Annotated in this window: 23 protein-coding genes; 4 read left to right on the plus strand and 19 right to left on the minus strand. The window is 56.9% G+C overall.

Going from position 1 to position 22068, the window contains the following annotated elements; translation table 11 throughout:
- Window positions 1-94: 94 nt before the first annotated feature.
- The gene (gene yfcE / locus I6N93_RS11045) at window positions 95-646 is read right to left on the minus strand and encodes a phosphodiesterase (RefSeq protein WP_085685105.1); all 552 of its coding nucleotides are present in this window, start codon (window positions 644-646) and stop codon (window positions 95-97) included.
- Between the two features lie 253 nt (window positions 647-899).
- Here yfcE and I6N93_RS11050 point away from each other — a divergent pair, with 253 nt between their 5' ends.
- The gene (locus I6N93_RS11050) at window positions 900-1805 is read left to right on the plus strand and encodes a TIGR01777 family oxidoreductase (RefSeq protein ID WP_085685108.1); all 906 of its coding nucleotides are present in this window, start codon (window positions 900-902) and stop codon (window positions 1803-1805) included.
- 21 nt (window positions 1806-1826) lie between these two features.
- On the opposite strand, the gene hisP is transcribed toward I6N93_RS11050, so the two are convergent.
- The 14 genes from hisP to pdxB all read right to left on the minus strand — a co-directional run bounded on the left by hisP (window position 1827) and on the right by pdxB (window position 15210).
- Window positions 1827-2600 carry a histidine ABC transporter ATP-binding protein HisP gene (gene hisP, locus I6N93_RS11055; RefSeq protein ID WP_085685111.1) on the minus strand — a complete coding sequence of 258 codons (774 nt, stop codon included), beginning with the start codon at window positions 2598-2600 and terminating at the stop codon, window positions 1827-1829.
- Between the two features lie 16 nt (window positions 2601-2616).
- Window positions 2617-3333, minus strand: coding sequence for an ABC transporter permease (locus I6N93_RS11060; protein ID WP_085685113.1), 717 nt, complete (start codon window positions 3331-3333; stop codon window positions 2617-2619).
- Window positions 3326-4015 carry a histidine ABC transporter permease HisQ gene (locus I6N93_RS11065; RefSeq protein ID WP_085685334.1) on the minus strand — a complete coding sequence of 230 codons (690 nt, stop codon included), beginning with the start codon at window positions 4013-4015 and terminating at the stop codon, window positions 3326-3328. The genes I6N93_RS11060 and I6N93_RS11065 overlap by 8 nt, the downstream gene beginning before the upstream one ends.
- Window positions 4016-4084: 69 nt before the next feature.
- The gene (argT, locus tag I6N93_RS11070) at window positions 4085-4864 is read right to left on the minus strand and encodes a lysine/arginine/ornithine ABC transporter substrate-binding protein ArgT (RefSeq protein ID WP_085685115.1); all 780 of its coding nucleotides are present in this window, start codon (window positions 4862-4864) and stop codon (window positions 4085-4087) included.
- Between the two features lie 376 nt (window positions 4865-5240).
- Complete coding sequence (locus I6N93_RS11075; protein WP_085685118.1) at window positions 5241-5810, minus strand: UbiX family flavin prenyltransferase; 570 nt, start codon at window positions 5808-5810, stop codon at window positions 5241-5243.
- A 138-nt stretch (window positions 5811-5948) separates the two neighbouring features.
- Window positions 5949-7466, minus strand: a complete 1518-nt coding sequence (purF, locus tag I6N93_RS11080; protein ID WP_085685120.1) for an amidophosphoribosyltransferase — start codon at window positions 7464-7466, stop codon at window positions 5949-5951.
- A 30-nt stretch (window positions 7467-7496) separates the two neighbouring features.
- A complete protein-coding gene (cvpA, locus tag I6N93_RS11085) occupies window positions 7497-7988 on the minus strand; it encodes a colicin V production protein (RefSeq protein WP_085685123.1) in 492 nt (163 codons plus the stop codon).
- A 236-nt stretch (window positions 7989-8224) separates the two neighbouring features.
- Window positions 8225-8956 carry a cell division protein DedD gene (dedD, locus tag I6N93_RS11090; RefSeq protein ID WP_085685126.1) on the minus strand — a complete coding sequence of 244 codons (732 nt, stop codon included), beginning with the start codon at window positions 8954-8956 and terminating at the stop codon, window positions 8225-8227.
- Complete coding sequence (folC, locus tag I6N93_RS11095) at window positions 8946-10214, minus strand: bifunctional tetrahydrofolate synthase/dihydrofolate synthase (RefSeq protein WP_085685129.1); 1269 nt, start codon at window positions 10212-10214, stop codon at window positions 8946-8948. The genes dedD and folC overlap by 11 nt, the downstream gene beginning before the upstream one ends.
- A gap of 81 nt (window positions 10215-10295) precedes the next feature.
- Window positions 10296-11210: an acetyl-CoA carboxylase, carboxyltransferase subunit beta gene (accD, locus tag I6N93_RS11100; protein ID WP_085685132.1), complete on the minus strand. Its 915-nt coding sequence runs from the start codon at window positions 11208-11210 to the stop codon at window positions 10296-10298.
- A 229-nt stretch (window positions 11211-11439) separates the two neighbouring features.
- Window positions 11440-12102 (minus strand): DedA family protein, encoded by a 663-nt coding sequence (locus I6N93_RS11105; protein WP_085685134.1) that lies wholly within the window; start codon window positions 12100-12102, stop codon window positions 11440-11442.
- Window positions 12103-12148: 46 nt separating this feature from the next.
- Window positions 12149-12973, minus strand: coding sequence for a tRNA pseudouridine(38-40) synthase TruA (truA, locus tag I6N93_RS11110; protein WP_085685137.1), 825 nt, complete (start codon window positions 12971-12973; stop codon window positions 12149-12151).
- 2 nt (window positions 12974-12975) lie between these two features.
- Window positions 12976-13986 carry an aspartate-semialdehyde dehydrogenase gene (locus I6N93_RS11115; RefSeq protein WP_085685139.1) on the minus strand — a complete coding sequence of 337 codons (1011 nt, stop codon included), beginning with the start codon at window positions 13984-13986 and terminating at the stop codon, window positions 12976-12978.
- A gap of 87 nt (window positions 13987-14073) precedes the next feature.
- The gene (gene pdxB, locus I6N93_RS11120) at window positions 14074-15210 is read right to left on the minus strand and encodes a 4-phosphoerythronate dehydrogenase PdxB (protein WP_085685337.1); all 1137 of its coding nucleotides are present in this window, start codon (window positions 15208-15210) and stop codon (window positions 14074-14076) included.
- A gap of 248 nt (window positions 15211-15458) precedes the next feature.
- Here pdxB and flk point away from each other — a divergent pair, with 248 nt between their 5' ends.
- Entirely contained in the window at window positions 15459-16577 is a 1119-nt protein-coding gene (flk, locus tag I6N93_RS11125; RefSeq protein ID WP_085685142.1) for a flagella biosynthesis regulator Flk, read from the plus strand.
- A gap of 92 nt (window positions 16578-16669) precedes the next feature.
- Here flk and fabB read toward each other — a convergent pair whose 3' ends face one another.
- Window positions 16670-17890 (minus strand): beta-ketoacyl-ACP synthase I, encoded by a 1221-nt coding sequence (gene fabB / locus I6N93_RS11130; protein ID WP_085685145.1) that lies wholly within the window; start codon window positions 17888-17890, stop codon window positions 16670-16672.
- A 162-nt stretch (window positions 17891-18052) separates the two neighbouring features.
- Between fabB and mnmC the strand changes: the two genes are divergently transcribed.
- Together mnmC and I6N93_RS11140 are read left to right on the plus strand one after the other, a co-directional pair.
- Window positions 18053-20071: a bifunctional tRNA (5-methylaminomethyl-2-thiouridine)(34)-methyltransferase MnmD/FAD-dependent 5-carboxymethylaminomethyl-2-thiouridine(34) oxidoreductase MnmC gene (mnmC, locus tag I6N93_RS11135; protein ID WP_085685148.1), complete on the plus strand. Its 2019-nt coding sequence runs from the start codon at window positions 18053-18055 to the stop codon at window positions 20069-20071.
- Between the two features lie 78 nt (window positions 20072-20149).
- Window positions 20150-20347: a hypothetical protein gene (locus I6N93_RS11140; RefSeq protein ID WP_139829907.1), complete on the plus strand. Its 198-nt coding sequence runs from the start codon at window positions 20150-20152 to the stop codon at window positions 20345-20347.
- A 31-nt stretch (window positions 20348-20378) separates the two neighbouring features.
- On the opposite strand, the gene I6N93_RS11145 is transcribed toward I6N93_RS11140, so the two are convergent.
- The 3 genes from I6N93_RS11145 to I6N93_RS11155 are packed head-to-tail and all read right to left on the minus strand — an operon-like array spanning window position 20379 to window position 22065.
- On the minus strand, window positions 20379-20660 hold the full coding sequence (locus tag I6N93_RS11145) for a YfcL family protein (RefSeq protein ID WP_085685150.1): 282 nt from the start codon (window positions 20658-20660) through the stop codon (window positions 20379-20381).
- A gap of 38 nt (window positions 20661-20698) precedes the next feature.
- On the minus strand, window positions 20699-21241 hold the full coding sequence (locus I6N93_RS11150; RefSeq protein WP_085685341.1) for an elongation factor P hydroxylase: 543 nt from the start codon (window positions 21239-21241) through the stop codon (window positions 20699-20701).
- Window positions 21242-21261: 20 nt separating this feature from the next.
- Window positions 21262-22065, minus strand: coding sequence for a sulfite exporter TauE/SafE family protein (locus I6N93_RS11155; protein WP_085685153.1), 804 nt, complete (start codon window positions 22063-22065; stop codon window positions 21262-21264).
- Window positions 22066-22068 lie beyond the last annotated feature (3 nt).

A 22068-nucleotide genomic window follows, 5' to 3' on the forward strand; every position in this document is an offset into this window, starting at 1 on the left:
TTACAGCCAGGCATGAAACCACAGTCTGTGTTTCTACAGCACGCGAGCATAAGGTGCTGACGACACCACTACCTTCAAGAAGCGTAAAGCTAAATTAGTGTGTAATCGCCACCTGCGCAATAGGGCCCCCCCCATCCAATGGCACAACCTGTAACAATCCTCCGTCCAACAGGCCATAGCTGGCCGGGTAGCCGCCTTTGGGCAAGCTGATGGAGCCGGGATTGAAGCAGTAAATCTCGCCGCGTTGCTCTGCCTGAGGAATATGCGTATGACCATAGACCAGTACATCGCCGCGATTTAACGGCGGTCGCTGGTCGGGATGGTACAGATGCCCGTGAGTCAGAAAGAGCCGGCTGGTCGGCAACAGCACTTGCTGCCAGGGAGAGGTGATAGGGAAATTCAGCAACATCTGGTCGACTTCGCTGTCACAGTTGCCGCGCACGGCGATAATGCGGGACGCATATTCATTAAGCCGTGCGGCCACCTGCGCCGGTTGATAGCTTTCCGGCAGCGGATTCCGCGGGCCGTGATTCAGAAAATCGCCCAGCAGAATCAGCCAGTGGGCTTCAGATTGCTCGAATGTTTCCAGTACTTTTTCCGTGGCGGCCAGCGAACCATGCAGATCGGAGGCGAACATCAGTTTCATAGCGTACTCCCAAAGGATCGTAAACTGTTCTGCCGTTAAGTTTACCAAAAACCCCGCGATGCTTAGCGACTAATAACCGCAAAGTTTAGCGGCTCATCCACAATGCAAACAGGTAGAGTTAAAAGCGTGCGATAGGCCTCGCTAAATCGCTGACGACGACAGCAAAAAGAGCATGCTCCCTTATACTTATTGATAGGGACTCTTTTTCAGGTTACGGCGATGACCTCTTTTCGACATACAGCGAGGTTTTAGAATGCGAATTTTAATCACAGGTGGAACCGGGCTCATCGGCCGGTACCTGATTCAGCGGCTACTGACGCTCTCACATACGATTACGGTGCTGACGCGCAGTCCGGAAAAAGCGCGCCGCGTATTAGGCGATCAGGTTAATTACTGGCCTAGTCTGGAAGGCAAAACGTCTTTGGATGAATTCGACGCCGTCATCAATCTGGCTGGCGCGCCGATTGCCGATAAGCGTTGGACGCCCGAACAGAAAGAGCTCCTCTGCCAAAGCCGCTGGACGCTGACCGAGCAGTTGGCGACGCTGATCAAGAACAGTACGACACCGCCTTCGGTGCTGATTTCCGGTTCGGCCGTCGGCTATTACGGCAATCAGGGACAGGCGCTGGTGACCGAGGATGAAACCCCGCACGATGAGTTTACTCATCGCCTGTGCGCCCGCTGGGAAGCGTTAGCTCAGGCGGCAGAAAGCGACAAGACGCGAGTCTGCCTGGTTCGCACGGGCATCGTGCTGTCCACCGAGGGCGGTGCGCTGAGGAAAATGCTGCCGATTTTTCGACTGGGATTGGGCGGTCCCATGGGGTCGGGCAAGCAGTACATGGCGTGGATTCATATCGACGATATGGTGAACGGGATTCTTTATTTGCTGGAATCGCCCGGGTTGCGTGGTCCCTTCAACTTCTGTTCCCCCTACCCGGCGAGCAACGAGAAATTCAGCGCGATATTGGCCAACGTGCTGCATCGGCCTGGCATCCTGCGTGCCCCCGGTTTCGCGTTGAAGCTGATGATGGGAGAAGCGGCGGCGCTGATCCTCGACGGACAACGCGCCATTCCCCAACGGCTGGAAGACGCAGGCTTTGGATTTCGCTTCTACGAGCTGGATGAGGCGCTCGATAATCTGATCAACCATACCGGCTGAAGCGATAGTCTCCTAACGCGGCTACTTCAACGCGCCTGACAAAAACTGCTTCAGGCGCGGACTCTGCGGGTTGCCGAACAGTTGCTCGGGCGTCCCCTCTTCTTCTACCACGCCCTGATGCAGGAAAATGACGTGGTTTGACACGTGGCGAGCAAATTCCATTTCATGCGTCACCACCACCATGGTTTTTCCTTCTTCCGCCAGTTGCTGCATAATGCGCAGCACCTCACCCACCAGTTCCGGATCCAGCGCCGACGTCGGCTCATCGAACAGCAGCACATCCGGCTCCATCGCCAACGCGCGGGCAATCGACACCCGCTGTTGCTGCCCACCGGAGAGGTCAGCCGGATAGCGATCCTGCGACGCGCCGGCGATCCCCACTTTATTCAGGTAAAACTCCGCCCGTTGCCGGGCTTCGGCCTTGCTGAGCCCCAGCACCTGTACCGGCGCTTCCATCACGTTTTCGCGCGCGGTCATGAAACTCCACAGGTTGAAATGCTGGAACACCATGGTTAACCGTGTCCGCAACAACTGGAGCTGTTTCTTATCAAATATTTTTAGCTGCCCGTCCTTATCGCGCACCATCCGGATTTCCTGTCCATTAACATGAATGGACCCCTCACAGGGTCGCTCAAGAAAATTGATACAGCGCAGCAGCGTGCTTTTCCCCGACCCTGATGAGCCAATAATCGAAATAACGTCACCCGCCCTGGCCTGTAATGAGATTCCTTTCAGTACTTCGTGCTCGCCGTAACGCTTATGGAGTTCTGTCACCACCAGTTTGGTGTCCTGCATGTTCTTTTCCTGAATTTTAGTGTGTAGCACGGGTATTGAGATGACGTAACCAGCGGCGTTCAGCTTGGCGGAACAGGCCGATCAGCATAAAAGAAATCGCGAGATACATGACGGCCGCGATGCCGAAGGCATAAAACGGCTGATAGGTGGCAGCGTTGATATCGCGGGCGATTTTCAGAATATCCGGCACCGTCACGGTAAACGCCAGAGCCGTGGAATGCAGCATCAGAATCACTTCATTGCTGTAAGCTGGCAGCGCAATGCGCAATGCGCCCGGAAGAATGATGCAGCGATATTGCCTGAAGCGGGAAAAACCGTAGGCGCGGGCCGCTTCGATTTCCCCGCTGGGAATAGCGCGGATTGCGCCGGCAAAAATCTCGGTGGTATAGGCGCAGGTATTCAGCGCCAGCGCCAGGACGGCGCAGTTCATTCCACTGCGGAAAAAGGCGTTCAGCATGTCCGTACCGCGAACGATTTCCAGGCTGTAAACCCCGGTGTAAAACACCAGCAGTTGCACATACAGCGGCGTACCGCGAAAGACGTAGGTAAACGTCCACACCGGCAGCCGAAAACGCCGCCGCGGCGAGACGCGCGCGACCGCCAGCGGAATGGCCATGACGCCGCCGGTAACCACCGAAATAATCAGCAGCCATAGCGTCATCGCCAGCCCGGTCATGCGATAGCCATCGCTCCACAGCAGGGACTGCCCATATTGTTGCAGGATGTCACTCATAATTGACTTTTCTCACTCCCTGCGAATAGCGTCGCTCTAACCACCACAGCACGCCATTGGAGAGGGTAGTAAAAATCAGATACATTCCCCCCGCCACCATCGCGAAGTAGAACGGCTGATGAGTGCCCTTCCCAGCCAACTGCGTCGCCTTGATAACATCGTTGAGTCCCAGCAGGGAGACAAGCGCCGTGGCTTTCAAAATCACCTGCCAGTTGTTGCCAATTCCCGGCAGCGCGAAGCGCATCATCGAGGGGAACATAATGCGTCGGAAGACCTGCAACGGCGAGAAGCCAAAGGCCACGGCCGCCTCAATCTGCCCGCGCGAAACGGCGAGATAAGCGCCGCGAAACGTCTCGGTAAAATAGGCTCCGTAGATAAAGCCCAGCGTAATGATGCCTGCCGCCATCGGATCGATGTCGATTTGCAACACGCCCAGTATTTCAGTCAGATCGTTAAGCACAATCTGTAAGCCATAGAAAATCAGCAGCATCAGAACCAAATCGGGGATGCCGCGAATCAACGTGGTATAGCCGGTGAAAACGCCGGAAAGCAACCGGCTGGAAGACAGTTTGGCGCTGGCGCCGACCAGACCGATCGCCAGCGACAACAGCAACGAGCACACGGCCAGTTGCAACGTCAGGCGTGCCCCCTCAATGATGAGTTCAGAGTAGCCATGCAGCATCAGTAACATCCGCTTCAGAGAAAGCAAACCGTCTGCCTGCCTCACAGGCAGACGTCGTATCAGCGGCGATTAGTCGCCATAAACATTGAAATCGAAATATTTTTTCGCCAGCTTGTCGTAAGTACCATCTATGCGCATAGATTCAAAAGCTTTGTCCAACGCGGCTTTCAGTTCGGTTTCATCTTTACGCAGACCCATGCCGGTTCCAACACCGAACAACGCATCGTCTTTCACCGCCGGTCCGGCAAATGCGTAGTCCTTACCCGCATCCTGTTTCAGGAAGCCCTCGCTCGCCGCGACTTCATCCTGGAAAGCGGCATCGATGCGGCCCGCCACCAGATCGGCATAGATCAGATCCTGGTTTTGGTAGGCCACGACATCCACCCCCTTAGGCTGCCAGTGAACGTTGGCATAAGATTCCTGGGTAGAAGCTTGCAAGACGCCAACGCGTTTACCGCGCAGGGTATCCAACGTCGGCTGAATGGAAGAGCCTTTGGCCGCGATCAGGCGTGCGTTGGCAGCATAGAGTTTTTCGGTAAACGCGATTTCCTGCTGACGTTTTTCCGTGATTGAGAGCGAAGAGATAATAGCGTCAATTTTCTTCGCTTTCAGCGAAGGGATCAGTGAATCGAAGTCGCTCTCAACGAATGAACATTTAGCTTCAATACGCTGGCACATCTCTTTAGCCAGATCGATGTCGAAACCAATCAGTTCACCTCTGGCGTTTTTGGATTCAAACGGCGCATAGGTCGGATCCGTACCGATTTTGATCTCTTTCGGGACCGCCGCAAAGGCGGTGCTAGCCGCTAAAATTAACGCCAAAGGTAAGAATTTCAATCCGCTTTTCATCAAGTTACCCTTATTGCAGGTGATGGGATATCGACACGACCGATGAGATTTGCATGCTATTTAATCGCCAACGCTATCGTGCCTATCGCGTGTGTAGTAGAGGCTTGACCGCTGCAGTTTTCATGCCACTTTATCGAAAGAGTGCATACGCGCGATATCGGGCATCAAAAAACATTTACCGTGTATAATCAATTGATTACCAGGTTTATTGCGGCAGATAGAACAGAAACTAAATGAGACAGACAACGACTCGCACCGTAACAAGGCGCGCGATTGCACCAAAATAGTTCAGTGCCACATAATAAGGCATGAAAAGTATTAACCGCAGCTCAAGCGCCATCCATGGTTTGTTATTTTTTTATTTTAAATTAACCAGTTATGCACTACCCCAGCGGGTAAATAAATCTTCAGGCAGAGAAATATCGAATTGGTCGAGCACTCGATTAACGGTTTGATCGATGATTGCTTGCACAGTTTGCGGGCGATGATAAAACGCTGGCACCGGCGGCATGATGACCGCACCCATTTCGGCTGCTGTCGTCATCAACCGTAGATGACCCAAATGCATCGGCGTTTCCCGCACGCACAGCACCAGAGGGCGTCGCTCTTTCAGCATCACGTCGGCCGCGCGGGTCAGCAAGCTGTCGGTATAGCTGTGAGCAATGCCGGACAGCGTTTTAATCGAGCACGGCAGGATCGCCATACCGGTTGTTTTGAAAGAGCCGGAAGAAATGCTGGCGGCGATGTCGCGGCAATCATGCACGACATCCGCCAGAGACTGGACGTCGCGCACGCTGAAATCGGTTTCCAGAGCCAGAGTCTGCCGCGCAGCCGGGCTCATCACCAGGTGGATTTCAATCTCTTGCAACGGCTGCAGCACCTGTAACAGGCGTACACCGTAAACCACCCCACTGGCACCGGAAATACCAATAATCAGTCGCTTCATACCCTTCCTTAATCAGGATAAACCTGTAATCACATCGTCAGCGCAAACTGTGCCGTATCCGTCCATGATTGACAAGATGCAAAAATAAAGGGAGCACCGATAGGCACTCCCTTACTGGAGAACACTCAGACCGCTCCGTCAGCCTTCGTTATGCATCTCCAGATCTTCGACTTCACTCTTGCTGCGCAGCACTTGAGCGTCGTCATTGCGCAGACCTTCAAGATAGTCCAGATAGCCCTGATCCACATCATGCGTGACATAAATACCGTTGAAGACAGAGCATTCGAACTGCGTGATATCCGGATTGTCGTCCCGCACGGCCTCAACCAGATCGGACAGATCCTGGAAAATCAGAGCGTCCGCGCCGATAAGCTGGCAGATTTCATCCACTTCACGACCATGGGCAATCAGCTCGTTCACGCTCGGCATATCGATGCCATAGACGTTAGGGAAGCGAATTTCCGGCGCGGCAGACGCGAGATACACGCGCTTGGCGCCCGCGTCCCTTGCCATCTCGACGATCTGCTGAGACGTGGTTCCGCGTACTATGGAGTCATCCACCAGCAGCACGTTTTTATCACGGAACTCAGCGCGGTTGGCATTCAGCTTACGACGCACGGATTTAATCCGCGTTTGCTGGCCCGGCATGATAAACGTGCGGCCGACATAGCGATTTTTCACAAAGCCCTGACGATAAGGCTTATCGATGATACGGGCGATTTCCAGCGCGATATCGCAAGAGGTTTCCGGAATAGGAATGACCACATCGATATCCAGATCTTCCCAGCTGCGTGCAATTTTCTCGCCCAGCTTCTGGCCCATGCGCACGCGGGCGCTGTAGACCGAAATTTTATCGATGAACGAGTCAGGACGCGCGAAATAGACATACTCGAACAGACACGGGTGATGCTTTGGATTTTCCGCGCACTGACGGGTGTAAAGCTGGCCTTTATCCGTGATGTAAATCGCTTCGCCCGGCGCCACATCGCGCAGGAACTCAAAGCCCAGCGTGTCCAGCGCCACGCTTTCGGACGCCACCATATATTCGTTGCGCCCATCATCCAGCGTGCGCTTGCCGATGACCAGCGGACGGATCCCGTTGGGGTCGCGGAAGGCCACCAACCCGTGCCCGATAATCATACTGACGCAGGCATAGGCGCCGCGGATTTGCTGATGCATGGCGGCAACGGCGGCGAAAATATTGTCAGGCTCCAGCGGATAGTGCTGAAAGCGGTCCAGTTCTTTGGCGAAAATATTGAGCAGAATTTCCGAATCAGACGTTGTATTGACGTGCCGGCGGCCCTGTTCGAACAGCTTCTGACGCAGCTCGTGCGCGTTGGTCAGGTTACCGTTGTGAGCTAGTGTAATTCCGAAAGGAGAGTTGACGTAAAAAGGCTGCGCTTCGGATGCGCTGGAACTGCCCGCCGTGGGATAACGTACATGACCGAGCCCCATATTCCCCTGCAGGCGTTGCATGTGCCGTGCTTCAAAAACGTCTTTGACCAGACCGTTCGCCTTACGCAGGCGAAAACAGTGATGAGCATCTATCGTAACGATGCCTGCGGCATCTTGCCCACGGTGTTGCAACACCGTTAACGCGTCATAAATCGACTGGTTGACCGGCGTGACGCCGGCGATACCGACAATACCGCACATGTTGTCTTTTCCTCATCAGCGCTACCGCGACTAGAGGTGCCGCGGCAAGAAACTCGACGTGCTTTGCAGGTAGTCAAAGAACCACCTGATGATATAGCTGAACTGCGGGATCAACTGGGACTGCTTCCAGTCGACGCTCTGGGAAAACCCGGTGAAGGTGTCCAGAAAGAACAAGATTGCAGAGACAATCAAGACCCCGCGCAAGGCGCCAAAGCAAACGCCCAGCACACGATCGGTGCCCGACAGCCCGGTTCGCTCAACCAGAGAGCCTATCGCATAATTGACGATGGCTCCCACAATCAACGTCGCAATAAACAGAATGGCGATAGCGATGCCGTTGCGAACCAGTTCATCTTCAAAGCGGGTGAAGTACCCCGCCAAATAGCCATAGTAGTGACTGGCAATGAAAAACGCACATCCCCAGGTCACCAGCGACAGCGCTTCACGGACAAATCCTCGAATCAAACTGACCAGAGCCGAGAACGCGATAATGCCGATAATGACGTAATCCACCCAAACCATGAACTATCCTACTCAATGAACAAAAACCATCGACATACGCGGCTCATCCTGTTCGCGGCGCATTTTAACAGAAAAAGAAAACGTTTGCGTACCGGAATTCCGCCCTAAATGCGTCAATCAATCGGCCAACTCAAAAACCGCTGACGGGCCATGAAGATACCGAAAAAAGGCGATGGCGTCGGGTTTTCCCCGCAACGCTATCTGCCTCCCCGGCCTCCTCATGACCCCGTCCCGCGCTAATGCGCCGCTTTCACCTGACCGCTCAGCCCGCTGATCTGCTGCAGTTCGCTCAGCGAGGACTGTAGCTTCTGCTTCGAGGCGTCCGGCCCCACATAGATGCGGGTAATCTGCCCGGAGACGGGCGAAGACGGCACCGTGTATGCACGGAATCCCGAGAGTCTAAGCTTGGCGACGATTTCATTTACCTTGTCCGCATTTTTCAATGCGCCCAGTTGCACGACAAAAGCCTGCCCTGCCGGGGCCTGCGGCGCTGCTGCCGGTTTGTTCTCTGCCGGTCGCGGCGCGGGTTTAACCTCGGGCTTCGGCTTGGCTTCCGCTTTCACTTCTGGTTTCACTTCCGGCTTGAGTTTCGGCTCGGATTTCACCGGAGGCGGAACGACCGGTGCGTCAGATGGCGCGGAAGGCCGCGTCGCGCCAGGCGGAGTGGCGTTCTGAGGTGTTCCGGTGTCGGGAGCATTGGCCTCATGCTCGGCGCTCCTCATTTCCTCGCCGCCGTCATCCGCATTAGGCATCGTCGCACTGTCCGGCGACTGTGCCGTCAGCGACTGCGTGATTGGCGGCAGCGACTCCGCTTCCAGCGTATCTTCCGGTTTAGGCACCAGAGGAATAGCGGCGAACTCGTCCTGATAATGTTTTTTCTTACCGTCCAGCAGTCCAGGCAACACGATCACGCCCAGCGCGACCAAAATGACGGTGCCGATCAGGCGGTTTTGAAATTTACTCGCCATTCGCCGCTCCTTCTTCAAGCGCGGACATCACATGCGCTACCGTATGGAAGGAGCCGCAAACCACGACCACGTCGTGATCTTTAGCGTCCTGCATCGCCGCTCGCCAGGCGGAGACCACATCAGGATACGAACGACTGCCCTCAAGATGCTGAGCAAGCAGATCCGCGCTGGCGCCGCGCGGCCCTTCCAGCGGCGCGCAATACCACGCATCCACCTGCGGTTTAAGCTGTTCCAGCGTGCTGGCGATATCTTTGTCGGACAGCATGCCGACAACAGCGCGGACGGCGCCGTGCGGAGGCAACGAAGCCAAACGCTCAGACAGGTACGCCGCCGCATGAGGGTTGTGCGCCACATCCAGAATCAGCAACGGCTTATCACCGGCAATCTGGAAGCGCCCCGGTAAGATCGCGTTCCGCAGGCCGTCACGCAGTGCGTTCTCATCAACTACTAACGGCGATGCGTTCAACGCGGCAAGCGCCGTAGCGGCGTTCGGCAGCGGCACATTCGGCAAAGGCAGGCGGCTTAGGCGTCCCTGCGCGTTTTCCCAGAACCAGTTGCCCTCTTCCACCCCGTAGCGCCAGTCGACGTCACGACGCAGCAGCCGAGCACCTTTTTCATGCGCGACGTCGGCAATCGAGGCAGGCATATCCGGCTCGCCGACGACAGCCGGTTTGCCGTGACGAAAGATCCCCGCTTTTTCACGGCCGATGCTTTCGCGATCGTGGCCAAGCCAGTCGGCGTGATCAATAGCGATGCTGGTCACGACGGCGACGTCCGAGTCCACAATGTTGGTCGCGTCCAGGCGACCGCCTAAACCGACCTCAAGGATCACGACGTCCAGCTGCGCCTGCCTGAAGAGATGGAGCGCCGCCAGCGTGCCGAATTCGAAGTAGGTCAGAGAGACGTTATCGCGCCCTCCCTCAACGACGGCAAACGCCTCGCTGTGCATGGCTTCCGGCAATTCCTTGCCCTGAATGCGAACACGCTCGGTGTAACGCAATAGATGCGGCGAACTGTAGACGCCCACCCGCAGCCCGGCGGCCAACAGAATGGATTCCAGCACGCAGCACGTTGTGCCTTTGCCGTTGGTGCCTGCGACGGTGAAGATGGTATTGGCGGGCTGGAGCAGTTGAAGAGAGTCGGCCACCTGTTTGATGCGGTCCAGGCCAAGATCGATGGCCTGCACGTGCAGATGTTCCAGATAATAAAGCCACGTGGCCAAAGGCGACGCGGCTTTAGGTGTTTGAAGGTTATCCATGAGACCCGCTCGCTTACTTACGGTTCATTGATACAGGGAGCGACGGAGCACGTCGCGACCTTGCTCCCCGTACGTCATCGGTTAGGCTTCATCCTGTGATTCAGACAAAGCGGTCGGCCGCGGCTCTTCCACTTCAGGCTGCGGTTCCGGGTGGTTAGTCAGCTTGGCGAGGATCGTCGCCAGCTTGTAACGCATCTCAGGGCGACGGATGATCATATCGATCGCGCCTTTTTCCACCAGAAACTCGCTGCGCTGGAAGCCCGGCGGTAGTTTCTCACGTACCGTCTGTTCGATAACACGCGGACCGGCGAAGCCAATCAGCGCTTTAGGCTCGGCGATGTTCAGATCGCCCAGCATCGCCAGACTGGCGGATACGCCGCCCATCGTCGGGTCCGTCATCACGGAGATATAAGGCAGGCCGCGTTCGCGCATTTTGGCCAGTGCCGCACTGGTTTTCGCCATCTGCATCAGCGACATCAGCGCTTCCTGCATACGGGCGCCGCCGCTGGCGGAAAAGCAGACCAGCGGGCAGTTATCTTCCAGCGCTTGCTCCACCGCCCGCACAAAGCGCGCGCCGACCACCGACGCCATCGAGCCGCCCATAAAGGAGAATTCGAAGGCCGCGCCCACGACGGGCATACCGTAGAGGCTGCCTTTCATGACGACCATGGCGTCTTTCTCGCCTGACTGCTTCTGTGCCGCAGCCAAACGATCTTTATACTTCTTGGAGTCCCGGAATTTTAGGACATCCTTGGGTTCCAGTTCACTACCGAGCTCAACCGTATTTTCTGTATCCAGAAACGCGTGAAGACGAGCACGTGCAGATAAACGCATATGGTGGTCACATTTCGGACACACTTCCAGATTACGTTCCAACTCAGCGCGGTAAAGTACCTGACCGCAACTATCACATTTAGTCCAGACGCCTTCGGGGATGTTGGCCCGACGGGTCGGCGTGATATGACTTTTATTTAGAATTCGTTCAATCCAGCTCATTGATAACCTTTCTGCTTGAACCTGGCTACAGGCCAGTACGCTGCTCAGCGTTTATTATATTCTGCTGACGCAGCCGACAAAGCGTTGCCTTATCCGCCAAGGGCAGGATACGACATGGGCATTTATAGCGGTTCACGTGAACATAGCCGTAAGTGCCGCCCATTAAACCATAATGACCCGATACTGTGGATAAAAAACTGGTCACACCGAATGTTAAAATAATTTTTGCTTATTTCACATTCTGACGCGATGCCGACCGTTTGTGACGCCAAAACTCAATCACGCCCGGCAGGATGGAGATAAAGATAATCCCCACAATCAGGAGTTTAAGATTGTCCTGCACGATCGGCAAATCCCCAAACAGGTAGCCGGCATAGGTAAACAACAGCACCCAAAGCAGTGCGCCTGTGACGTTGAAGAAGGCAAAATGCCGATAGGTCATGTGCCCCATCCCCGCCACAAACGGCGCAAATGTTCTCACAATCGGCACAAATCGCGCCAGAATAATTGTTTTCCCGCCGTGGCGGCCGTAAAACTCATGAGTCTTGTCCAGATAGCTGCGACGGAAGATCCGAGAGTTGGGATTACGGAACAATCGTTCACCAAACAGCCGTCCGATGGTGTAATTGACCGCATCACCCAGAATAGCCGCGATGACCATCAGAACCACCATCAGATGCACATCCAGCACGCTGCCCGGCAACGCCGCCAGCGCGCCAGCGACGAACAGCAGCGAATCGCCGGGCAGGAATGGCGTCACCACCAGACCCGTTTCACAGAACAAAATCAGAAACAGGATCGCATAAATCCAAACGCCGTATTGCGCGACCAGCTCGGCCAGATGCACATCAATATGAAGAATAAAATCAATAATAAAGTTTATAAATTCCATTATGTTACCCATCATCAGACCGTGCAGTTAGGCGAACGGCAGCGAATTAGTCATCAAGTAAAAACAGCGGCCCTATCGGGACGGACGGCAGCCCGAACGACTCGGGATAATCAACGTCCACCAGATACAGCCCCTCGGCCTTGGCCGTCGCGGCGGCCAGCTTGCGATCTTTGGCCGCCAGCAGCTTCGCCATCCAGCTTTCAGGCTGATTTCCGCACCCGATTTCCATCAGACTGCCCACAATATTGCGTACCATATGGTGCACGAAAGCATTGGCCTTGATATCTACCACAATGTAAGCGCCGCGCCGCATAACCTTTAAATGTTTTACATTTCGCCACGGCGTGCGCGACTGGCACTGCACAGCCCGGAAAGAGGTGAAATCATTCTCGCCCAGCAGGCACTGCCCGGCGCGCTCCATGCGCTCGGCGTCGAGTGGATGATAAAAATGCGTGACGCCGTGAGACAGAATGGCCGGGCGATAGCGGTGGTTGTAAATCAGATAGCGGTAGCGCCGGGCGGTGGCGCTGAAACGAGCATGGAACTCATCATCCACCGTCTTGACCCAACGCACGGCGATATCCGGCGGCAGATGGGTGTTGACGCCCATCGTCCAGGCTGCGTCTTTTCGCACGGCGTGCGTAGTGAAATGCACTACCTGACCAGTGGCATGCACCCCGGCATCGGTCCGCCCCGCGCAGAACACGGTGATCGGCTCGTCAGCGACCTGCGACAATGCGGCTTCAAGACACTGCTGGATGCTGTCGACCTCCGCCTGACGCTGGTAGCCGTAATAACGGCTACCGTCATATTCAATTCCAAGGGCAATTTTCAGCGGCGCCACGTCTTCCGCAACCTGCAACGCTGCCATGATTACCCCAGATGCTCCTCAATCAGGAGTTCGGCGGTTTCAACGGCCATCAAGGCGCCGCCGAAGCGAATGTTATCCGCGACCGACCAGAATTGCAGCAGCTCCGGGATGCCATAATCGTTGCGCAGGCAGCCCACGCTCAGTTGAACGTTGCCGGACGCGTCATCGACCTGCGTCGGGTAGTCTTCGTCATTGCTGATTGAGACATCTTCCGACTGCAGCAGTTCCTCGCGGGCTTCCTCCGCAGAGAGCGGACGCATGCCTTCCATGTGCACCACCTGCGCATGGCCGTAGAAGACCGGCGACTGAACACAGTTGACCGCGATCGGCAGCCCGTCGTCTTGCAGGACTTTACGCACCTGATCCACTAGACGACGCTCCTGCATGACGCTGCCTTCGCTATCCGGCAGCAGCGGCAGCAGGTTGAACGCCAGCTGTTTCGGGAACATCCCGGCTTCCGGCGGCATACCGTTCAGCAGACGGGCGCTTTGTCCAGCCAGATCGTCGACCGCCGCTTTACCGCGCGCGGACACTGACAGCAGGCTGGTAACGTGCAGGCGGGAAAGTCCGGCCTGTTCCGTCAACGGCTTCACCGCTCTCAGCAACTGGCAGGTCAGGCTATCGGCTACGGCGACGAGATTGCGATTGCGATAATCCGCCAGCACGTGGGAATTCACACCCGGTACAACCAGAGGGACATCCGGTTCTTGCGCGAACAAGCCGCTGCTGTCGATAACCAGACAGCCAGCGTTGCCCGCCTCGTCCGCATAGCGGGCGCTGACCTCGGCGCCTGCGACGAAAAACGCCAGTTGCGCCTGCGACCAGTCGAACTCCTCCGCGTTCGTCACCAGACAAGAACGACCGTTGAAACGGAGGGTTTCCCCCGCGCTATGCTCGCTCGCCAGCGGATAGATTTCTCCCACTGGAAATTCACGTTCCTGCAATAGCTCCAGCAACGCGGTGCCGACGGCACCGGTTGCGCCCAGCAGCGCTATATTCCAGCCATTGGTCATTTGGTTCTTCTCCCCAAATTTTTCATAACACAGGCCAGGCAACGATCGCATCGCCTGGACAAAAAGGTCTATGCACAAAGAAAACGATCAGCTATCGCCCTGAAAAACGGCGCTGAAGCCCAACTGGTTCAGCAGCTCGACGCTGTCGCGATCGGCGCAGATCACCTGAAGCGACGACCATTCGCGGCGCTCCTGATAGGTTTTACGCAGTCGATCGAACCCGCCGCTGATGTGGACGACGCCGCGCAGCATCGCATCATCGCGACGCACATCGTAAACCAGATGAACCAGACGTTTGAGCAGCGGTTCATCCAACGGTTGAGTCAGGGTGACGGAAGTCACTTCGGGCGTGGGCAGCAGCGAAGGCAACGCCACCTGCTGCGGCTGGCCGATAAAGCGGCTCCAAGCTTCAAAGACCTGCGTCGTCCCGCGCGCTTTGCCTTCCAGCGTATACCCGGCGATGTGTGACGTGCCGATATCCACCCGATCCATCAGCGCCGTCGATAGCTCGGGTTCCGGCTCCCAGACGTCCAGTACCACGCTGAGAGATTTTCCGCGCTGCAACGTCTCAAGCAAGGCCGCGTTGTCGACCACCGGCCCACGGCAAGCGTTAATCAGTATTGTCCCTTCCGCCAGCATCTCTAGCAGATTCGCGTCCACGCTGTGATAAGTTTTGTAAGGACCGTCCTTATACAGCGGCGTGTGAAACGTCAGCACGTCGGCCTGCGCCGCAACGTCCTCCAGCGAAAGGAAGTTCTCCCGATCGCCGCGATCTGCGCGAGGAGGATCGCACAGCAACGTCTGGACACCCCATGCCTTGAGACGCGCGTTGAGACGTGAACCCACGTTGCCTACGCCGATAATGCCAACGGTGCGGTCGCGTAACGGGAAGCCATCCCGCTCAGCCAGTCCCAGCAGCGCGGAAAAGACATACTCGACGACGGCGATAGCGTTGCAACCCGGCGCGGCCGAGAACGCAATGCCCGCCTGCCGCAGAAAAGTTTCGTCGACATGGTCCGTACCCGCCGTCGCCGAACCGACGAACTTCACCGATTTTCCCCTCAGTAAGTCCGCATTGACCTGGGTGACCGACCGTACCATCAGCGCATCGGCATCATCCAATGCGGCCTGCGGCAGAGGTCGTCCCGGCACGGCGGTGACGTCGCCCAGGCGACTGAACAGCTCGCGGGCATAGGGCATATTTTCATCGACAAGGATTTTCACGTTACGTTTCCTGAAAGGCGTGTGGCGTCGGGCGCACAGCGGCGGCGAAAACAGGGTCATTATTCTGCCACAAACCGGCGAGGGGGAACACCGGCGAATCGCCCGGCGTATGTTGCGCCGCGTTGCAGAAATTTCACGTCAAACGCCCTGCCCGACTACCCGTTATGGATCGGGGTTGTTATCATGACGTTCAACTAATCTTTCTGTTATCCCACTTCGAGCAGAAACCGCACCGTAAGGATCGTGTTATGCAGCCCGTGAACAGCCCCGGCACGTCTTTGCCAGGCGACCGCAACATTGATACCACGCCGCTGAAAACCGGCGGTACGGCGCGCGAAGACGCACCGTTGACGCCTGCGCAGCGCACATCGCTGGAGCGGCTTATCACGAAGATCATGTCGTTAAGTTCGCTGAAGTCGGCTGAAATCTGGGCCGGTATGCGTCACGACATTGGTCTGAAAAGCGGTGCCGAGATTTTGTCCGGTCATTTCCCCGCCGCCGAGCAGGCGCTGCAAAGCCGGCTGACCTCCGTGCAGAATACCTTGGGTACCCGCCAACTGTTGCAGCAACTCACCGAACTGCTGCCGCAGGGCAATAACCGTCAGGCGGTGAGCGACTTCATACGCCAGCAGTTCGGCCATACCGTGCTGAGTTCGTTAAGCGGCAGTCAGCTACAGCAGGTCGTCACGCTGTTGCAAAACGGTCAGTTACCGCAGCCAGGCTCCTCGTTGCCGCCCGGCACCTTTTCACCGTCAGCGCAGCCTTCGACTTCCGAGCCTCAACCCGGCGCGCTGCCGCAAACCAGCGCGCCGCTGGACCGTCGTCTGCTGCCCGCAGAGCAGAACAGCCTGAATCAGTTGATTACCCGACTGACGACGCTCACCGGCGAATCACCCGCCAAGGTATTGCTGGCGCTGATGGATATCCAGGGGCTGAACCCCCATGACCCGATCCCCGCTAAAAACTTTCCGCTGCTAAGCCAACTGCTGCAAACGCAGGTCGCCATGATGCAGAACCACACCTCGCCGACGCTGGCGACGCTGCAACCGGCGCTCAAACAGCCGATGGATGCACAGGAACAGCAGATGGTGCAGGATTATGCGCAGTCTCGCTTCAATGCCGGTATGCAGACCCCGTTGACGCCGGTGCAGATTGCCGACGTCGTCACGTTCCTCTACAGCAAGCGGCTTCAGCAGATACAGGAAAAAGAGACGGCGACCGCAGGTTCCGCGTCAGCGCCGATTCCTATCTACGGCCCTTTTATCTCAGCCCTGCCCCCCGAATTGCGGCCACTATTCAGCCGTCCGCGCGGCATACTGATTTTGTGCACTGTGTGTGTAATCGTTTTGCTGTGGATACTGCTATAGCCCGCGATTAGCGGTAGAAAAGCGGATGGACGTGCATCAATCAGGCAAGATAAAAATAACCGGGGCTGAGCGCCCCGGTTGACGTAGTACGCTTACTGCTTGTACTTGCTCATGACCAGAACGGCGTTGGTGCCGCCGAAACCGAAACCGTTAGACATCACGGTGTTCAGCTCACGTTCGGTCGGTTCAGTGATGATGTTCATCCCTTCACCCTGCTCGTCCAGCGTTTCGATGTTGATGCTCGGCGCGATGAAGTTATGCTCCAGCATCAGCAGCGTATAAATAGCTTCCTGTACGCCCGCAGCCCCCAAAGAGTGACCCGTCATCGCTTTGGTTGCGGAGATAGCCGGCGTGTCGTTGCCGAATACTTCGCGGATTGCGCCCAGTTCCTTCACATCGCCGACCGGCGTTGAAGTTCCGTGGGTGTTGATGTAATCGATCGGCCCTTCGATGTCCTGCATAGCGATTTTCATGCAGCGTACTGCGCCTTCGCCAGACGGAGCAACCATGTCAGCGCCATCGGACGTTGCACCGTAGCCCACGACTTCGGCATAGATGTGAGCGCCACGCGCCAGCGCGTGTTCCAGCTCTTCCACGACGACCATACCGCCACCGCCAGCAATGACGAAACCATCACGGTTCGCATCATAGGTACGAGAAGCTTTTTCCGGCGTATCGTTGTATTTGGTGGACAGTGCGCCCATCGCATCAAACTCGCAGGACAACTCCCAGCTCAGCTCTTCGCCGCCGCCAGCAAACACGATGTCCTGTTTACCCATCTGAATCTGCTCAACGGCATTACCGATACAGTGTGCGGAAGTCGCACACGCGGAGCTGATGGAGTAGTTGATACCGTGGATCTTGAACGGTGTGGCCAGACAGGCGGAAACGCCAGAGCCCATCGCCTTGGTCACCACGTACGGACCCACAGCTTTCACGCCGCGCGGGCTACGCATTGCATCGGCACCCAGTACCTGGTAGTGCGGGGAACCACCGCCGGAACCGGCGATCAGACCCACACGCGGGTTGTTCTGATAAACTTCTTCGGACAAACCCGCATCCTTCACCGCCTGCTCCATGGAGAGGAAGGCATAAATGGCAGCATCATTCATGAAACGCACGATCTTACGGTCAATCAGGCCAGTCGTGTCCAGTTTAACGTTGCCCCAGACGTGACTACGCATGCCGGCATCTTTCATCTCTTGAGAAAAGGTGATTCCTGAACGGCCCTCACGCAGAGATGCAAGAACTTCCTCTTGGTTATTACCTATGCTAGATACGATCCCAAGACCTGTAATCACTGCACGTTTCATTCAATACCTCATTCGTTTGTATAAGCATTTAGGATACTGCGAAGCACTTTAGCTTACACTTGTAAGCTGAACAAGTCCGATCTGCCTAACTTTGCACAAATTTGCACACAAAGGGGCTGACCGTTAAACTTCCGCCACCGCCTGAATTATGAGTGAGTTGCCGTGATTACGCCCGCCATCCGAACCGCTTCGCTAAGCTGGAACTCTCAGGGTACACCTGTTTCGCTACAGTTTGACGACGTCTATTTTTCCAACCAGGATGGGCTCGCGGAAACCCGTTATGTCTTTCTACAGGGCAATGAATTACCCGCACGTTTTGCACAAACTTCACGCGCGACTTTCACCGTAGCGGAGAGCGGATTCGGTACCGGACTGAATTTCTTGACCTTATGGCAAGCGTTCGCCGATTTTCGCCGTGAGCAGCCTGACGCCACCTTGCAACGCCTGCATTACATCAGTTTTGAAAAGTTTCCCCTGCAGGTGGACGATCTGGCTGCCGCGCATGCCCAGTGGCCCGAACTGGCCGCGTTCGCTGACGAACTGCGACAACACTGGCCGACGATGTCCCCCGGCTGCCATCGTCTGATACTGGCTGACGGTCACATCACGCTCGATCTGTGGTTCGGCGATATCAATGACCTGTTGCCCCAGCTCGATGAGAGCATCAATCATCAGGTCGACACCTGGTTTCTGGACGGTTTCGCCCCGTCGAAAAATCCGGATATGTGGACGGAGAACCTGTTCAACGCGATGGCGAGATTGTCCCGTCCCGGCGGCACCTTCGCCACCTTTACCGCGGCGGGCTTCGTTCGTCGCGGTCTGCAGGAGGCCGGGTTCAACGTCTGTAAGGTCAAAGGATTCGGTCATAAGCGCGAGATGCTGAGCGGCGATTTGCCCACGGCGATCCCCGTCGCCGTCGCCGCGCCCTGGTATCACCGCTCTGCCGCAACCCAGCCGCAGGAGGTCGCGATTATCGGCGGCGGCATCGCCGGCCTGTTGACGGCGCTGGCCCTGCAACGGCGCGGCAGCAAGGTCACGCTGTATTGCGCCGACGAACGGGTGGGGCAAGGCGCTTCCGGCAACCGACAGGGCGCACTCTATCCGCTGCTCAATGATAAGCACGATGCGCTGTCGCGTTTTTTCGCCAGCGCGTTCGGCTATGCTCGACGCACCTACGATGCGCTGGCGGCTCAGGGCGTAGACTACGAACATCAGTGGTGCGGAGTCAGCCAGTTAGCGTTTGACGATAAAAGCGCGCGCAAAATCGACCGAATCCTCGCCGGGCAATGGCCTGAAGAACTGGTGCATGCAGCCCGCGCGCAGACGCTGACTCAGGCCTGCGGCGTCCCGCTTCTTCATCGCGGCATTACGTATCCGTCCGGGGGATGGTTGTGCCCGGCCGAGCTGACCGCCGCCGCGTTGGCGCTGGCGATCCGTCAGGGCATGCAGGTCCGTTTAAACACGACCGTCACCGAGCTTACGCCGTCCTCTGACGGCTGGCGTTTGACGCTGGATAGCGGAGACAATGTTCAGCATGCCACGGTCGTTCTGGCGAACGGACATCAACTCAGCGACTGGCCGCAAACGCGTCACCTCCCCACCTACGCCGTGCGGGGACAGGTGAGTCACGTGCCCGGCAACGCCCAACTGCGTCCTCTTAAACAGGTGCTATGCTACGATGGCTATCTGACGCCGATCAGCCCGCGATACCAGCAGCACTGCATCGGCGCCAGCTATCACCGTGGAGACACCGGGACCGAGTATCGTGATTCGGATCAGCAGCAGAACCGCCAGCGGTTAATCGACTGTCTGCCGTCGCTATCGTGGCCGACGTCGATAGATGTCTCCGACGGCGAGGCGCGGTGCGGCGTACGCAGCGCATTGCGCGATCACCTGCCGCTGGTCGGCGCCGTTCCTGACTATGAGCAGACGCTGGCCCAGTATCAAACGCTCCTTCAGCAGCTGGCTGCGGCGCAGGTTCCGGTGCAGGCCCCGGTTCACCCTAACCTGTTTATTCTCGGCGGTCTTGGGTCCCGCGGTCTCTGTTCCGCCCCGCTGGTGGCGGAGGTGCTGGCGGCCCAAATGTACGGAGAGCCGTTGCCGCTGGACAGCGCCACGCTGGACGCTCTGAATCCAAACCGATTCTGGGTCAGAAAATTGTTGAAAAATCGCCCCGTATGATCAGAGGACAACCCGCTCGCCCCATGGGGGGCATAACAGCAATTTCGTTCTACTTTTCATAGCAACTGGAGTGCGGAGATGGGACAGCAGGCCATGCCGATAGCTGGTGCTATCGCGCTATCTACCCGCCGGTTGGTATGCTGCGCGGGCTATCGAGCCTGTGCGCGACCATCAGGAGGCCGCTCCGTGGCTTCTCCCACGCGGTCGCCTGCGGACTGGCGTGGTTTTATGCGCGGTGTATCAGGCTGGGCGTTTGATGATGCCGGTGCCGGATGACGCCGGCACCGGTTAAGGAAAGTTCATCGCGTTACCGCGGGGAAGACGCCTGCTGGTAAAGACGATCCCACATCTGATTGACCAGGACCTGATCCGGCGGAGACAACTCGCCGTTTTTGATGGCCTTGCGTATGCTGTCCTTGACGCGGCTGCATAAGGCTGCTGCCGTGTGCTCGCCGTTTTCCTCAGCGTCCGCGACCGCCAAGGTCAGATGACCGCGCAGATATCCCCCGGCAAAAAGCTCATCGTCGCTGGCGTGCTCCACCATGTCATCAATCAGCGCCAGGATGCGCGATTCAAATTCTGCGATCATTCATTGTCCTCGATTGTTCAACGTTGCCCATCGTCCGCTCAGCAGAGATCGGCGGGATACGGGAAATCCGCCGGGGTCAGCGGCCCCGTATGATAAAACGCGTGCAGCGCCTGAATTAAGCGGCCCGGACGTTCGGGAACGCCCTCCTCCAGATAGCGCATGACCTGCGCGCGCACGCGGCGTTGAAAGGCAATGCGATCGGGCGTCACATCGCCGCTCAGGTTATCGCAGCTCACGTTAAAGGGAAACGCCGCCGCGACGCAAAACATCCACTCCAGCGCCTGTGGCTTAATCTCCGCCGACTCGAATTGTTGCTGCGTTGCCGCATCGCGTCCATCGGGACAGTACCAGTACCCGAAATCCACGAGTTTGCGTCGTTCCGCACCCGCGATGCACCAATGGGAAATCTCGTGCATCGCACTGGCGTAAAAACCGTGGGCGAACAGAATACGGTGATAGTCCGTTTGCTCGTCGGCCGGCAGGTAGATCGGTTCATCCTCGCCCTTGACCAGGCGCGTATTGAAATCTGCGCTAAAGCAGTGGTTAAACACCTGAATCAGGTGCTCATAATCGTGTGTCATGATGTTGTTAACCGGTTCGGTCATGAGACTAGCTGCCCCACCCAATGGGCAATATCCCGCCCGTGACTGTCATAAATCAGTTTGATGCTCATCAGCGCGGACACCGTCACCAGCATAGGGCGAATCAACTTTTGCCCCTTGGTGAGCACCATTTTCGCGCCTAAACGCGCGCCGATGATTTGCCCCAAGAGCATCACGCCGCCGATGATCCACATGACTTTGCCGCTCAAAATGAAGAACAGCAGACCGCCAAAATTGGAGGTGAAGTTGAGCACCTTGGCGTGTGCGGTGGACTTCGCCAGATTGAAGCCGCGTAGCGTCAGGTAGGACAGCGCGTAAAACGACCCCGCTCCGGGACCGAAAAAGCCGTCGTAGAATCCCACGCAGGCGCCGCCGACGAGGGCGAACGGAACGGGAGAGAGCCGCCGCAGCCGATCTTCGTCGCTGATTTTAGGCATCAACAGGAAATACAGGCCAATGCCGATCACCAGTACCGGCAGCAGTTGGCGCAGGAAGTCCGCATGAATCTGCTGAATGAGCCAGGCGCCGGTGATCGCGCCCAGAAAGGTACAGACCACCGCCAACTTTTGCTCACGCAGATCGACCGCTCCCCGGCGGATAAAATACAGGCTGGCGGAAAACGCTCCGCCGACGCCCTGCAACTTATTTGTTGCCAGCGCCTGCGCGGGCGAAAGTCCCGCAGCGAGCAGCGCGGGGACCGTCAGCAAACCGCCGCCCCCGGCAATCGAATCGATAAATCCCGCGGCCACGGCGATAGCAAACAGCAGGCCGAACAGTTCCGGCCCTAAGATCAAACCATCCATGAT

The sequence above is a fragment of the Lonsdalea populi genome (assembly GCF_015999465.1).
GTDB lineage: Bacteria > Pseudomonadota > Gammaproteobacteria > Enterobacterales > Enterobacteriaceae > Lonsdalea > Lonsdalea populi.